Origin of the sequence: Catenuloplanes atrovinosus, from assembly GCF_031458235.1 — a bacterium.
Classification (GTDB): Bacteria; Actinomycetota; Actinomycetes; order Mycobacteriales; family Micromonosporaceae; genus Catenuloplanes; species Catenuloplanes atrovinosus.
In genome coordinates this window covers 7356026-7370818 of the sequence record NZ_JAVDYB010000001.1, presented here as the reverse complement: position 1 = coordinate 7370818, position 14793 = coordinate 7356026, and the positions used below count along the sequence as shown (strand labels likewise).

General features: G+C 73.2%; 11 protein-coding genes and 1 pseudogene. 9 read left to right on the top strand and 3 right to left on the bottom strand.

Features of this window, described 5'->3' with window-relative positions; translation table 11 throughout:
• Positions 1-104: 104 nt before the first annotated feature.
• Both J2S41_RS32815 and J2S41_RS32810 read right to left on the bottom strand, forming a co-directional pair.
• Positions 105-2306, bottom strand: a complete 2202-nt coding sequence (locus tag J2S41_RS32815; protein WP_310373819.1) for an ATP-binding protein — start codon at positions 2304-2306, stop codon at positions 105-107.
• 4 nt (positions 2307-2310) lie between these two features.
• Positions 2311-4305, bottom strand: a complete 1995-nt coding sequence (locus J2S41_RS32810; protein ID WP_310373817.1) for an AAA family ATPase — start codon at positions 4303-4305, stop codon at positions 2311-2313.
• A gap of 201 nt (positions 4306-4506) precedes the next feature.
• On the opposite strand from J2S41_RS32810, the gene J2S41_RS32805 reads away from it, so the two are divergent.
• The 8 genes and pseudogenes from J2S41_RS32805 to rho all read left to right on the top strand — a co-directional run.
• The gene (locus tag J2S41_RS32805) at positions 4507-5679 is read left to right on the top strand and encodes a UDP-N-acetylglucosamine--N-acetylmuramyl-(pentapeptide) pyrophosphoryl-undecaprenol N-acetylglucosamine transferase (RefSeq protein WP_310373815.1); all 1173 of its coding nucleotides are present in this window, start codon (positions 4507-4509) and stop codon (positions 5677-5679) included.
• A 64-nt stretch (positions 5680-5743) separates the two neighbouring features.
• The gene (locus J2S41_RS32800; protein WP_310373814.1) at positions 5744-6637 is read left to right on the top strand and encodes a DUF72 domain-containing protein; all 894 of its coding nucleotides are present in this window, start codon (positions 5744-5746) and stop codon (positions 6635-6637) included.
• Positions 6638-6671: 34 nt separating this feature from the next.
• Positions 6672-7364 (top strand): HAD family hydrolase, encoded by a 693-nt coding sequence (locus J2S41_RS32795; protein ID WP_310373812.1) that lies wholly within the window; start codon positions 6672-6674, stop codon positions 7362-7364.
• Between the two features lie 76 nt (positions 7365-7440).
• Entirely contained in the window at positions 7441-7851 is a 411-nt protein-coding gene (locus tag J2S41_RS32790) for a TOBE domain-containing protein (protein ID WP_310373810.1), read from the top strand.
• A complete protein-coding gene (modA, locus tag J2S41_RS32785; RefSeq protein ID WP_310373809.1) occupies positions 7848-8630 on the top strand; it encodes a molybdate ABC transporter substrate-binding protein in 783 nt (260 codons plus the stop codon). Before J2S41_RS32790 ends, modA begins: the two co-directional genes overlap by 4 nt.
• A complete protein-coding gene (locus tag J2S41_RS32780; RefSeq protein ID WP_310373806.1) occupies positions 8608-9411 on the top strand; it encodes an ABC transporter permease in 804 nt (267 codons plus the stop codon). Before modA ends, J2S41_RS32780 begins: the two co-directional genes overlap by 23 nt.
• Positions 9408-10439, top strand: a complete 1032-nt coding sequence (locus J2S41_RS32775; RefSeq protein ID WP_310373805.1) for an ABC transporter ATP-binding protein — start codon at positions 9408-9410, stop codon at positions 10437-10439. The genes J2S41_RS32780 and J2S41_RS32775 overlap by 4 nt, the downstream gene beginning before the upstream one ends.
• 239 nt (positions 10440-10678) lie before the next feature.
• A pseudogene (rho, locus tag J2S41_RS32770) lies at positions 10679-11839 on the top strand (transcription termination factor Rho); the annotation flags it as partial.
• Here rho and J2S41_RS32765 read toward each other — a convergent pair.
• The gene (locus J2S41_RS32765) at positions 11827-13605 is read right to left on the bottom strand and encodes a pectate lyase-like domain-containing protein (RefSeq protein ID WP_310373802.1); all 1779 of its coding nucleotides are present in this window, start codon (positions 13603-13605) and stop codon (positions 11827-11829) included. The pseudogene rho and the gene J2S41_RS32765 overlap by 13 nt on opposite strands.
• 234 nt (positions 13606-13839) lie before the next feature.
• Here J2S41_RS32765 and J2S41_RS32760 point away from each other — a divergent pair, with 234 nt between their 5' ends.
• Positions 13840-14793: a hypothetical protein gene (locus J2S41_RS32760; RefSeq protein WP_310373800.1), complete on the top strand. Its 954-nt coding sequence runs from the start codon at positions 13840-13842 to the stop codon at positions 14791-14793.

Here is a 14793-nt window from a genome sequence, read left to right as displayed (position 1 = left end):
CGGCGGTGCCGGTTTCCGCATGCTCCCGCGGGCACCGGTCGGCCGTGGCCGGCCTCCCTGCACGATCCGTGGCCGGTCACCACGAGCCCAGGCGCCGCGGCCGATCACGGGAACGTGGCCCAGATGGTGGTGCCGCCGCCGGGGGAGTCGTCGGCCCAGACGCGGCCGGCGTGGCGTTCGGCGATGCGGCGGACGATCGCCAGGCCGGCGCCGGAGCCGTCCGAGCCGGCGGCCTGGGGGTGCAGACGCCGGAACAGTTGGAAGGCCTGTTCGCGCAGGTGGGGCGGCATGCCGATGCCGTTGTCCCGGACGAACACGGCCGGGCCGCCGCCGGTGGCGACGGTGCCGACCTCGACCGTGCGCGGGCCGTCCGGGCGCGCGTACTTGGCCGCGTTCACCAGCAGGTTGACCAGCATCTCGTCGAACAGCACCGGGTCGGCGCGGATGACCGCGCCGGGTGACACGGTGACCTGGACGGCGGCGGTCTCCAGGCGGGGGCCGGCGATCTCCATGGCGTGCGCCACGGCCGCGCGCAGGTCGATCTCCTCCCGGTGCGGGTCGGTACGGCCCAGCCGCGAGTAGTAGAGCAGCGCGTTGAGCAGTTCGTCCATCCGGGTGGCGAGCCGCTGGATGGACGCGAGCCGCCGCGCGGTCACCTCGTCCATCGCGTCGGTGTTGTCCTCCATCAGGAACGCGGCCTGGTTCGCGATGCCGCGCAGCGGCTCCTTCAGGTCGTGCGCGGCCGCGTGCGCGAACGAGTTCAGGTCGACGTTGCTGCGGCTCAGCTCCGTGTTGAGGGTCGACAGCCGGCGGGTGTGCGCGAGCACGATCTGCATGATCGCGCGCCCCAGCTCGACGGCCATGGCCAGGTCGGTCGGGGTCCACGGCGCGCTTCGGCCCCGTACCGTGGCCAGGAAGACCGCGGTGGAGCCGCGCGGGGTCAGCCGCTCACCGTGCGGGCCCAGCACCACCGGGCGGGCCGGGTCGGCGGCCCAGCGGCGCGGCGACGTGCGCTCCCGGCGCAGCCAGACCACCAGATCGCCGGTGTCGCTCAGCGGCAGCACCAGCGCGCCGTCGACCGCGCCGGTGAACGGCGCCATCGCGGGCAGGTCCTCGCCGAGCCGGTCGCTGTGCCACGGCTCGCCGGCGGTGGTCGGCGGGAGCGCGGCCCAGAGCGCCTCCAGCGCCTCCGGGCCCGGGTCGCGGCCGTGCACGGAGGTGCGGCCGTCCATCCGTACGACCACCGCGTCCGCGTCCACGACCCGCTCGAAGCCGGCCGGGTTCGTCAGGTCCTCCGCGATCCGCTCGATCAGCCGGGCGATCACGGTGCGGGACCGCTCGCGCGCCACCGTCTCGTCGCCCTCGTCCAGCGCGCTCAGGTGCAGCGACAGCGCCACGCCGAAGAACTCGCAGGCCGCCCGCGACTGCGGGCCGAGCGTGTGCGGCGTACGGCCGTGACAGGCGATCAGCCCCCAGAGCCGCCCGCCGGACAGCAGCGACACCGACATCGACGACGCCACGCCGATGTTGCGCAGGTACTCCAGGTGGTACGGGGAGACCGTGCGGAGCACGGACAGCGACAGGTCGAGCGGCGGGTCCGCGGGCATCAGCCGCACGGTCGCGTCGTCCACGTCCGCGATCACCCGGATCCAGTTCCGCTCGTAGAGCCGGCGGGCCTGCGGCGGGATGTCCGTCGCCGGGAACCACAGCCCCAGCCACGGCTCCTCGCCCTCGGCGACCTCCTCCGCGATCACCTCGCCGGGCCCGTCGACCGACTCGAACCGGTACGCGACCACCCGATCGAAGCCGGTGATCGCCCGCACCTCCCGCACCGCGGCCCGGGCCGCCTCCACCACGGTCGTGGCCGTCTGCAGCCGCACCAGCGCGGACCGGATCGGCGCGTAGAACGTGGTGAACGGCGTGGTGACCGCCGCGGCCGGCTCGAACTCCAGCACCAGCAGGCCGTCGGAGCGGTGCACGGTGGCGTCGAACCACCGGCCGTCCACCTCGACCGGCATCATCGCGGTCTGGCCGGCGTCCGCGTCGGCCAGCGCGCGCAGCGCGTCCAGCTGCGCCGGGTCCCAGTAGCGGGCGCCGGGCACCGCGCCCGGCCCGAGCAGCGCGGACGCGTTCTCGCTGACCACCGCGATGGTGTCGGCCCGGAGCGCGACCAGCGCGCCGTAGGACTGGATGCCGCCGAGCCGGTGGATCGGCTCCCGCACGCACTCGGAGAGGTCGAACGGCGTGCCGGTCTCCCGCTCCGCCGCGACCACCCGGTCGGTCAGCCATGATCCGTCGTTGTTCACCCGCTCAGACTTCCAGCTGCCAGAGCCGTTCGGCCACCCGTTCGACGCCGCGGGTCAGGTGCCGCCGGTATGTGCTGAACGGCACGCCGAGCTTCTCCGCGGCCGCCTCCTGCGTCGGCGCGCGGTGGAAGTACGTGGTGGCCAGCGCGCGGTGCAGCTTTCCCTCCCGGGCGTCGTCGCGTAGCGAGTCGACCGCCTCGACGATCAGGTCGCGCAGCGTCTGCACCGGGTTGCCGCCCCGGTCGCCGATCAGGTGGGTACGCAGCAGCGGGTTGCTCTCCAGCGCGTCCGGCAGGTGCCAGTTCCGCAGCGCGTCGCGGACCGCCGTGTCGAAGTCCGCGCGGGACAGCACCGTGAACGCGGGCCGCCCCGGCCGGGCCTCCGGGCCGAAGAGCAGGCGCGCGTTCAGGGCGGTGATCCACGCGTCGACCGGCAGCGCCCGCCAGTCGTGGCCGAACACGCCGTACGTCTCCCCCTCGATCATGATCCGGGCGCCGCCCGGGACCGGGTGGTGGTCGGTGAACGTCAGGATCGGCAGCACCCGGTCGGGCTCCGGCACCACCACGAACGACCAGGCCAGCCGCGCGGACCGGATCCACGCCTCCAGGACCTGCATCTGCATCAGCATCCCGGCCTCGCGCGGGCGCCGGTCGATCGGCGGGTGCAGGAAGCGGGTGATCAGCACGTGCTCGCCCGGGCGGGGCGGGGCCGCCTCGGTCGCGGCCCAGGCGAGCGCCACGGCGGGGTCGGCGGCCAATTCGTCCGGGTCCGGCTCGGTGAGGCGCAGCTGGGCGGCGTACGCGATGAGCGCACCGTCCGTGACGCGGCGGTACGCCGTGAACGCCTCCGGCCGCCGCGCCAGCCAGAAGCCCAGGACCTCGGCGGACGGGCCCAACTCGCGTACCGCCGCGTGGTCCTGATCGGACAGCGGCACGGCGTGCACCGAGCCGTCCACCCGGCCCGGCGTGTTCTGGAAGGTGCCGAGCACGTCGTTGGCGCGCAGCAGGTGCCAGAGCGCGCGCATGGCCGGCCGGACGGCCTCGCCGGACGCGTTCCGGGCCCGGTCCAGCACGTGCATGGCCACCTTGTGGTGCAGCCGCTCGTAGCCCTGCGGGTCGCGCCAGCGCAGGTCGGCCTCGAGCGCGCCGCGGACCACGCCGTGCGGGTAGAGCCCGTACCGGTCGGACTCGACGAACGGGCGCCGGCGCAGCCAGTCGAAGATGGTCGCGGCCCGGTCGCCGACCACCGCGCGCAGCAGCTCCTCCGTGGTGCTCTCCGCGTGCGCACAGACCTCCAGCGCGAGCCGGTGCAGCGGCGACGGCACCTCGCCGATCAGCTGGTCGATCAGCGTGGTGAGCACGTCGCGGGTGGGCATCCACGGCGAGGGTGCGGACGCGGCGGCGGACGCGGCCAGGCTGAGCGCGAGCGGGTGGCCACCGGCGAACGCCAGCACCGGCTGGTGCTGCGCCTCCGGCACGCCGCGCAGCCGCAGCAGCGCGGCCGCCTCGCCCGGCTCCAGGTCGCCGAGCATGGACACGCGCAGCAGCTCGGACCAGGACACGTCGGACGCCCAGAGCGGGTCGGGCGGCTCCTGCCCGGCGAGCACCGCGACCGCGCCGGCCGGCAACTTCGGCAGGTACGTCTCGCGCAGCCAGCCCTCCAGGTCCTGGCACCGCTCGAACGAGTCGACGAGCAGCACCACGCCCTCGTCACCGGCCGCGGCGCCCGCCGCCGCCTCGAATCCGGCCGGCGTGGCCTCGATCGCGCCGCCGTCGATCTCCACGACGGCACGGCCGGCGTCGCGCGCCTCGTCCGCGAACCGGCGCAGCAGCGTGGACTTGCCGACGCCACCGGCGCCGTGCAGGTAGAGCACGGCGTACGCGCCGGGAGTGGCGGCGAGCGCGTCGCGGAAGCCGCTCAGCTCACGGCGCCGCCCGACGAACGACTGTTGCCGCGCGGCCCGGAGGCGTTCCGCGAGCCGCGCGACCGTGTGCACCATGCATCGATTATCACTGCCGGTGATCGACGCCCGTGTGACGCGGTGCTGTCCACTCGGCGGCGGCTTCCGGCGCCGGCGACCGTGCGTGACCGCGCCTCACACGGACGGTGCTGAGCTGCGGATACGTGGTCGCCGCATTGACCGGTGGGGGCGTCTCGCTAGACTCGGGGCCTCAGGCGCGACACCGCGGGCGAAGGACGCATGACCATCTACAGCAGTGCCGCCCGGGTGGGCGAGATCAAGATCATTTTCACCGGCGGGGGTACGGGTGGTCACACCTACCCGGCGCTGACCACGATCCGGACCATCCGGGAGCGGCTGTCCCGGGCCGGCACCGAGCCCGAGATCCTCTGGGTCGGCGTCTCGCACGGTCTGGAAGCCAAGATCTCGGTGCAGAACAACGTGCCGTTCAAGGCGATCACCACCGGCAAGCTGCGCCGGCACATCAACGTGCGGGACCAGCTGCGCAACCTGGCCGACGCGTTCCGCATCCCGTGGGGCGTGCTCCAGGCGATCGCCACCGTGGCCCGGGTCAAGCCGGACGTGGTGGTCTCCACCGGTGGCTACGTGTGCGTGCCGGTCGGCGTCGCCGCCTGGCTGCTGCGCCGCCCGCTGGTCATGCACGAGCAGACGCTCGCGGTCGGGCTGGCCAACCGCATCCTGGCCCGGCTCGCCACCCGCATCCTGGTCAGCCACGAGTCGTCGATCGAGCACCTGCCGGCCAAGGCCCGGTCCCGCGCCGTGGTCACCGGCAACCCGATCCGCCCCGAGGTGTTCATGGGCCAGCGCGAGCGGGCGATAGCGGGCTACGGTCTCGACCCGCGGCTGCCGCTGGTCTACATCACCGGCGGTGCGCAGGGCGCGCTCCAGATCAACAAGCTGATCTCCGAGGTGCTGCCGGACCTGCTCACCCGCGCCCAGGTGCTGCACCAGTGCGGCGACCACTCCTACGACATGATGCGCGAGCGGCACGCGTCGCTGCCGCCGCAGCTCCAGCAGCGGTACACGGTGTTCCCGTACATCCACGACGAGTTGCCGGACGTGCTCGCCGCCGCGGACGTGGTGGTGGCCCGCAGCGGCGCCGGCACGATCGCGGAGCTCAACGCGCTGGGCAAGGCGTGCGTCTACATCCCGCTGATCCCGACGCAGGGCGACGAGCAGCGCCGCGCCGCGCGGCACCTGGCCGACCAGGGCGCCGCGCGCATGCTGGCGGCCGCGGACGCGACGCCGGACCGGCTGCGCCAGGAGCTGATCGCCCTGCTGGACGACCCGGCGTACCGTCAGCGGATCTCCGAGGCCGCGCGCGTGCACGGCCGTCCGGACGCGGCCACGGCGGTGGCGGACGAGGTGCTGGCCGCGGCGCACCGCCCCTGACCGCGTCGTCACTCCATCGTGTCCCGGTTTGCCGGATGCCGCTGAGCGCGGTCCACTGAACTACATGGGTGGCATTCGGATCGGCACGTCCGGCTGGGCGGACCGGGAGCTGACCTCGTCCGGCTGGTACCCGCGCGAGTTCAACGATCCGGCCGGTCGGCTGGCGTACTACGCGCGGCACTTCGACCTGGTCGAAGTGGACACCACGTACTACGGCATCCCGGCGCCGGAGACCGCGCGCGCCTGGGCCGAGCGCACGCCGGACGGCTTCACCTTCAACGTGAAGGCGTTCTCGCTGTTCACCGGCCATCCCACGCCCGCGAGTGCGATCCCGGCCGCGCTCCGCCCGGCCGGCGGCGCGGCCCGGCTGCGTCGCCGGGACCTCGACCCGGACGCGTACGAGCGGCTCTGGGACGGATTCCACGACGTGCTCACGCCGCTGGCGGACGCCGGCCGGCTGGGCGTGGTGCTGCTCCAGTTCCCGCCGTGGCTGACCCGCGGCGAGCGGGCCAAGGAGCGGATCATCGCGACCGCGGACCGCTGCCGGCCGCACCGGGTCGCGGTGGAGCTGCGGCACCCGAGCTGGTTCGCCGAGGACGACGTGCTGGACACGCTGCTGTTCCTCCAGGCGCACGACCTCTCGCACGTGATCGTGGACATGCCGCAGGGCACACCGTCGTCGGTACCGCCGATCACGGTCAGCACCGCGGACCCGGCCGTGGTGCGCTTCCACGGTCACAGCGACGCGTGGGAGTCCGGCGACAAGCGGGAGAAGTTCCGCTACGAGTACGGCGACGAGGAACTGGCCGAGTGGGCGAGCCGGCTGCGCGAGCTGGCCGGCGAGGGTGACGAACTGCACGCCCTGATCAACACGTGCTGCGGCGACACCGCCCCGCGCACCGCGCTGCGCCTCGCCGCGATGCTCACGTCCGCGCCGACGGGGCCCCGTCCGCGGTAGAGACGATCGCGGATCGGCTGCGATGATGCATCCCGTGCAGCCCACTCGGATCCTCTTCGACTTCTTCGGCACGCTGGTCGACTACTCGTCCAGCCGCACCGCCCAGGGCTACCCCAAGACCTATGCCACGGTCCGGAACTGGGGTGTCGAGGTCGGCTACGAGCGCATGCTCGCCGAGTGGTCCGCCACCTGCCTGGAGCTCGACCGCATCTGCGAGGCCGGCCACCGGGAGTACTCGATGCTGGAGGCCGCCGCCCACTTCCTGCCGAAGATCCTGGGCCGCCGCTCCACCGCCGCCCAGGGCGCCGAGTTCGTCGACGCCTACCTCGACGAGTGGAACGCGGGCGTGACGTACCCCGAGGGCATCGGCCGTTTCGTCCGCGCGTTGGCCGAGCGCTACCAGCTCGCCGTGGTCACCAACACGCACTGGGCCTCGCTGGTGCCGCACCACCTGGTCGCGATGGGCCTGTCCGACGCGTTCGCCCTGGTCGTAACGTCCGTCGAGCTGGGCCGGCGCAAGCCGCACCCGCAGATCTACGCCACCGCGCTCGCGGCGCTCGGCGCCCGCCCCGACGAGACCGTCTTCGTCGGCGACACCTTCGAGCCCGACTTCCTCGGCCCCGAGGCGGCCGGCATCCGCGCCTACCTCATCGACCCGCGCGCGCAGGCGCCCATCCCGGCGGACCGCCGGCTCACCTCGGTCTTCGACCTGAGCCAGAAGCTCTAGTCCTGCCCGCTCGTGGCGCGAATGCGAGATCGAATGGGGGTTTCGGCTCGCGGATGCGGGGCCTAAGGTGGGTAGCGTGGCGCGTTTTCGGATCGGGGAGGCGGCCGAGCTGCTCGGCGTGAGCGCGGACACCGTGCGCCGGTGGATCGACGGCGGGCGGCTGCCGGCCGGGCGGGACGAGCAGGGACACCGGCTGGTCGAGGGGGAGGACCTGGCCGCGTTCGTGCGCGAGCAGCACGAGCACGCGGATCCGGCGTCGGAGACCTCGTCCGCGCGCAACCGGCTGCGCGGCATCGTCACCGCGGTCACCAAGGACGCGGTGATGGCGCAGGTCGACCTCCAGGCCGGCCCGTTCCGGATCGTGTCGCTGATGAGCCGGGAGGCCGTCGACGAGTTGGACCTGCGGGTCGGCTCGGTGGCGGTCGCCGTGATCAAGTCGACCACCGTCGTGGTGGAGACGGCACCCCTGGGGAGGAGAACGGCATGAGGCTGCGTGGCATCGTGGTGGTCGCGGTCCTGCTGCTCACCGGCTGCGGCGGCGGCCAGGACAACGCGCCCGCCGGCGGCACCGGCTCGGCCGCTCCGGCCGGGGCCGAGCTGACCGGGCAGCTCACGGTCTTCGCGGCGGCGTCGCTGACCGAGTCGTTCGACCGGATCGGGCAGGAGATGCAGGCGCGGAACCCGCAGCTGTTCATCACGTTCAACTACGGCGGCAGCTCCGGCCTGGCCACGCAGATCAACGAGGGCGCGCCGGCCGACGTGTTCGCCGCCGCGTCGCCGGCCACCATGGCCACGGTCGCGGACCGGGGCAACACCGCGTCCGCGCCCGTCGTGTTCGCGCGGAATCAGCTGGTCATCGCGGTGGCGAAGGGTAACCCGAAGAAGATCACCGGGCTGTCCGACCTGACCCGGCCGGAGCTGAAGGTCGCGCTCTGCGCCAAGGAGGTGCCGTGCGGTGCCGCCGCGACGACGGCGCTGGCCGGCGTGACGCTGACGCCGGTCACGCTGGAGCAGGACGTGAAGGCCGCGCTGGCCAAGGTGAAGCTCGGCGAGGTGGACGCGGCGCTGGTCTACCGCACGGACGCGCGGGCGTCCGCGTCCGACGTGGACGGCGTGGAGTTCCCGGAGTCGGCCACCGCGATCAACGACTATCCGATCGCGGTGCTGAAGGACGCGCCGAACCCGGCCGCGGCCGAGTCGTTCATCGCGTACGTCCGGGCCGAGGGCCTCGCGGTGCTGACGGATGCCGGCTTCCAGGCGCCGTAGCCGGCGGGTCCCGGCCGCGCTGCTGATCCCCGCGCTGCTGGGGCTGGCGTTCCTGGTGCTGCCGCTGGCCGGGCTGCTGATCCGGGCGCCGTGGGGCACGCTGCCGGAGCGGCTGGCCGAGCCGAGCGTGCTGGCCGCGCTGCGCCTGTCGCTGCTCACCGCCACGCTCGCGACCGTGCTCTGCCTGCTGCTCGGCGTACCGCTGGCGTGGCTGCTGGCCCGGGTCGAGTTCCGCGGCCGGCGCCTGGTCCGCGCGCTGGTCACCGTGCCGCTGGTGCTGCCGCCGGTGGTCGGCGGCGTGGCGCTGCTGCTGGTCTTCGGCCGGCGCGGCATCGTCGGGCAGTGGCTCGACTCCGCTTTCGGGATCACGCTGCCGTTCACCACCGCGGGCGTGGTGCTGGCCGAGGCGTTCGTGGCGCTGCCGTTCCTGGTGATCGCGGTGGAGGGCGCGCTGCGCGGCGCGGACGCGCGTTACGAGGAGGCCGCGGCCACCCTCGGCGCCGGGCGCTGGACCACGTTCACGCACGTCACGCTGCCGCTGGTGGCGCCCGGCATCGCGGCCGGCGCGGTGCTCTGCTGGGCCCGGGCGCTGGGCGAGTTCGGTGCCACGATCACGTTCGCGGGCAACTTCCCGGGGCGTACCCAGACCATGCCGCTCGCCGTCTACCTGGCGCTGGAACGGGACGTGGAGGCCGCGATCGTGCTGAGCCTGATCCTGCTGGCCGTCTCCGTCACCATCCTGGCCGCGCTGCGCGACCGATGGGTCGGGTCCGCCTCATGAGCCTCGACGCGCGCCTGACCGTCGACCGGGGCACGTTCCGGCTGGACATCGCGCTGCGGATCGCGCCCGGCGAGGTGGTGGCGCTGCTCGGGCCGAACGGCGCGGGCAAGACCACCGCGCTGCGCGCGCTCGCCGGCCTGCAGCCGCTCACCGGCGGCCACGTCCGGCTCGACGACGAGGACCTGAGCGCCGTACCGCCGGAGGACCGCCCGATCGGCGTGGTGTTCCAGGACTACCTGCTGTTCCCGCACCTGTCCGCGCTGGACAACGTGGCGTTCGGCCCGCGCCGGCACGGCGTGCGGCGGCGCGAGGCGAGGGCCACCGCGCTGGACTGGCTGACCCGGGTCGGGCTGGCCGATCAGGCGGCGAAGCGGCCGCGGCAGCTCTCCGGCGGGCAGGCGCAGCGGGTGGCGCTGGCCCGCGCGCTCGCCGTACGGCCGCGTCTGCTCCTGCTCGACGAGCCGCTCGCGGCGCTGGACGCGCGCACGCGGCTGGAGACCCGCGCGGAGCTGCAACGGCACCTGTCCGCGCATCCCGGCGCGACGCTGCTGGTCACGCACGACCCGCTGGACGCGCTGGTGCTGGCCGACCGGCTGGTGATCGTGGAGGGCGGCCGGGTGGTGCAGGAGGGCGACGCCGCGACCGTGACCGCGCGCCCGCGCACCGACTACGTGGCCCGGCTGGTCGGCCTGAACCTCTACCGCGGGCGGGCCACGGGCTACGACGTGGCGCTGGACAACCTCACGCTGCGTGTGGACGATCCGCTGGACGGCGAGGTGTTCGTGGCGTTCCGGCCGTCCTCGGTCGCGCTGCACGCGGAGCGGCCGGCGGGCAGCCCGCGGAATATCTGGGCCGCCACCATCGCTGGAATCCAGCGGCACGGCGACAATCTCCGCATCGAGCTGGCCGGACCGCTCGCCGCCGCCGCGGATGTGACGCCCGCCGCAGCCGCTCAGCTCGACCTCGCGCCCGGCCGAACGGTGTGGGCGGCGGTGAAGGCCACCGAGACGCATGCTTACCCGGCGTAGCGGAAACCCGTCGCTGGGCTTGCGGCCCTTGACCGGACGGGTTACGGTGGCCGCAGTCCTCCTCGGAAGCTTGGCGCGTCGCAGCACCGTGTGAAACGGCGCCGCCCGAGGTTGTCCGCCGCCCACGATCCGCGGCCACACGCTTTCCCGCACATCGCTCTCCGAAGCACATTTTCCGGATGTCGAGCGATCTCTACCCTCAAGGAGACTCGTCGATGAGCCCTACCCACACCCTGGAACGCGGTCCCGCCACCACGCGGCGTCGCGCGAAGAAGCCCCAGCAGTCCCGCGTCCCGGCCGGCGACCTCGCCATGGTCGACGGCATCCTGGACATCCAGGACCGGCACGCCTACCTGCGGGTCGACGGATATCTGCCGTCGCCGGAGGACGTGAGCGTGCCGATGTCCGTGGTCAACCGGCACGGCCTGCGCCGCGGTGATCACCTGACCGGCAGCGCGGCCGGCGGCCAGCTGACCAAGGTCCTCACCGTCGACGGCGGCGACCCGGAGGACGCCCGCCGCCGCCCCGACTTCTACAAGCTCACCCCGCTCTACCCGCAGCAGCGCCTCCGCCTGGAGACCGACGCGGAGAGCCTGACCAACCGGGTCATCGACCTGGCGATGCCGATCGGCAAGGGCCAGCGCGCGCTGATCATCTCGCCGCCGAAGGCCGGCAAGACCATGGTGCTGCAGTCCCTGGCGAACGCGATCAGCACCAACCACCCCGAGGCGCACCTGATGGTGGTGCTGGTCGACGAGCGGCCGGAGGAGGTCACCGACATGCGCCGCTCGGTCGACGGCGAGGTGGTGGCCGCCACGTTCGACCGGCCGCCGCACGAGCACACCACCGTCGCGGAGCTGGCCATCGAGCGGGCGAAGCGCCTGGTCGAGAAGGGTCGCGACGTGGTCGTGCTGCTCGATTCGATCACCCGCCTGGCCCGGGCGTACAACCTGCAGGCCCGCTCCGGCGGCCGCACGCTCACCGGTGGCCTGGACACCAGCGCGCTCTACCCGCCGAAGCAGCTGCTCGGCGCCGGCCGCAACATTGAGAACGGCGGCTCGCTGACCATCATCGCGACCGCGCTGGTCGAGACCGGCTCGCAGATGGACACCGTGATCTTCGAGGAGTTCAAGGGCACCGGCAACGCGGAACTCAAGCTGGACCGCAAGATCGCCGAGCGCCGCGTCTTCCCGGCCGTGGACCTGCACGCCACCGGCACCCGCCGGGAGGAGATCCTGCTGGCGCCGGACGAGCTCGTCGTCGTCCAGCGCCTCCGCCGCGCCCTGGCCGCGGCCGACTCGGGCCAGGCGATCGAGCAGCTGCTCGGTCAACTGCGCAAGACCGGCAGCAACGTCGAGCTGCTGATGCGCCTGGCCCGGGGCAACGGTCAGGCCGGGTAGTCCACGATCGTGCTGGTGCCGTAGGAGCCGACCACCGGCGTACCGGCGTCGTTGATCGTGCGCTCGATGCCGCCGCTGCCGTCGAGGAAGACCGTGACGGCGTCGTGGAAGCGGACGCCGGGGCGCACCGGCGCCTCGATGCCGCGGGCCGCGCGGATGTCGACCCCCTGGTTGAAGTACGAGTAGACGCCCAGGCCCCACGCCTCGTGCGTGCGCACCGACGGCGAGACCTTGTACGACGCCCAGCCGGGACCGGTCGGGCTGGTCCACGCCGCCTGCGACGGCGGGTCGTACGGCAGCTCGCTCTGGTAGAAGATCGTCCGGCCGCGCTCGCCGTTCCAGATCGTCTGCCACTTCTGGTAGTGCTCGACGAACAGGCCGTAGGCCGTCACGTCGTCACCGTTGATGATCACGCCGACGTCGCCGGTGTTCCGGGTCCAGCCGATGCCGTTGCCGTGGTCGCCGCGCCAGGCCCAGATGTTGTCGATGATCGTGTCGTCGCTGTGCACGACCAGGCTGGTGCGCGCCTTGCCCTCCCACGGGCCGCCGATCCGGAAGAACACGTCCTGCAGCGAGATCGGGTTGCGCGAGTGGTCGCGGGAGGACCGGGACGAGCCGATCGTGACCAGCGTGTCCGACTCGCGCGGGCCGGCGTCGACCAGCACGCCCGCGATCCGCACGCCGTCGACGTCCGCGACCTCGAGCGCGGCGCGGCCGGTGTCCGGCGCCAGGCTCGGCATGCCGATGCCGAGCACCACCGTGTCCGGCCGGGTCACCTTGATCGAGTCGCGCAGGTGGTAGACGCCGGGCGTGAGCAGCAGGTGCTTGCCGAGCCCGAGCGCAATATTGATCTTCGTGGCGGAGTCGCCGGGCTTGGCCACGTAGAAGTCGTTGATGGACAGCGACCGGCCGGGCGCCGCCGCGCCGGACGCCCACGTCGTACCCGAGGAGTCCTTGCGCAGGCCGGGCACGAAGACCCGGTACTTCCCGCGCTCGTCGACGTACAGGTACGGCTTCTCGCGGGTGACCGGGCTGGTCGGCAGCGTGGTGTACGGCGGGTTCGGGAAGCCCTGCGCCGGTGCCCCGGTCACGCCCGAGAACACCTGGTTCCACACGCCGTTGGTCCACTCGCCGCCGAGCTCCGAGTCGCGGGTCAGCCACTGCTGCTGCGACCCGTTGATGGTGATGCCGTCCACCTTGGAGTCCGCGATGTAGCCGCCGCTGGAGAAGCCGCCGTTGCCCGGCTCCAGCCAGAGCGTGCCCTTGATGTGCACGCGCCGCATCGGCGACGCCTGCGAGACCGCCCACTGGTTGGACCAGTCGGTCGGCGTGACGGCCAGGTTCTCCGCGCCGCGCCAGAAGTTGGTCAGCGCGGAGATGCCGGCCACCGAGCCCGGGTCCGGCTGGCCGACCACGCGTACCGCGCCGGTGATGTTCACGTCGTCCGGTGAGGCGCCGAGCCCGGCGATCGTGGTGTAGTAGCCGAGCCGCGCGTCCAACTGGTACGCGCCGGGCTTGAGCAGCACCGCGTACCGGCTGGTGCCCATCTCGTTGCGTTCCTGCTCCGCGAAGAGCGTGTCGAAGCGCGCCTGGATCTCGGCCGCCGGTGTCGAGGGGTCGTAGATGAAGACGTTCGGCCCGAAGTCGGGTGCGCCGCCCCAGTTCGCCAGTGCCACGCCGGGCTGGGGGATCACCCCCGCCGCGGTGACGGCCGCTGTCACGACGCCGAGCGTGATCGCCCGCCGCCGCATGGAAAAGGTGCCCATCTGCCTACCTATCAAGATCACAAACCGGTCCCGCGGCAGCGGTGGAGAGCGCTCTCTGCGCCGCGACCGCGTCGACCGGCCTGGTGAAGAAGGGGGACGTGATGTTTCTACCCGGTTACGCACCGGTGCGCCATGGCCGATCGGGTCTTGAGCGATTGCTCAAACGCCGCTACGCTCCCGTCTTGAGCGACCGCTTAAAGCACTCGCTGAAGCGGTCACCGGATCGGAGAAGACATGACGAACGACGAAAGCCCGGACCGGTTGTCGCACGCGCCGGTGGAGGGGCCGCCCCGGGTGCCCCGGTGGCGGACCGCGCGGCTGACCGTCGTCGGCGCCATCGCGGTGCTCGGCGCGATCGCGTTCTTCCACGCCGCCGGAACCGACCGGATGGACACAGCGCTGTTCTTCGTGCTGATGCCCGCCGCGGGCGCGGCCGCGCTGGCGCTGGCCCGGCCGCGCAGCGGCGCCGGCCAGGTCTTCGTCGGCGTCACCATCCTGCTGCTGCTCAGCTCCGTCTTCCTGCACGAGGGCGTCATCTGCGTGGTGCTGGCCGCGCCGCTGATCTACGGCATGGTCGGGCTGGTGCTCGGCGCGATCACACTCGCCCGCCGGAGCGCCCGCCGGGACCCGCGGCGCGGCCTCGCGCTGCTGCCCGTGCCGCTGCTGGTGCTCACCGCCGGGCTCGAGGGCGTCACGCCGGAGCTGCGCGTCGATCCGGTCCAGACCTCGTCGTACACCCGGACCGTGGCGCTGCCGCTCGCCGAGGTGAAGGCGCGGATCGCGGCCGGGCCGCGCCGCGTGCAGGTCCGCTCGCTGCCGCTGCGCGCGCTGGGCGTGCCGATGCCGGAACACATCGCCGGGCAGGGCCTGGAGCCGGGTGACCTGTGGGTCTTCAACTACCACGGCAGCTCGCACGGGCCGGGCGGCGGGCTGACCACGCGCGTGGCCGAGCACGGGGACGGCCGGCTGGCGTTCGACATCGTCGCCAACGACTCGATCACCGCGCGCTGGATGGACTTCACCGGCGCGGAGCTGACCTGGCGGGCGGTGGACGAGTCGCACACCGAGGTCCGCGTGGCGCTGGAGTACGAGCGCGGCCTGGACCCGAGCTGGTACTTCGGCCCGCTCCAGGACGGTCTCACCACGGCCGGCGCCGGGCACTTCCTCGACATGCTGCGGCTGTCGTGA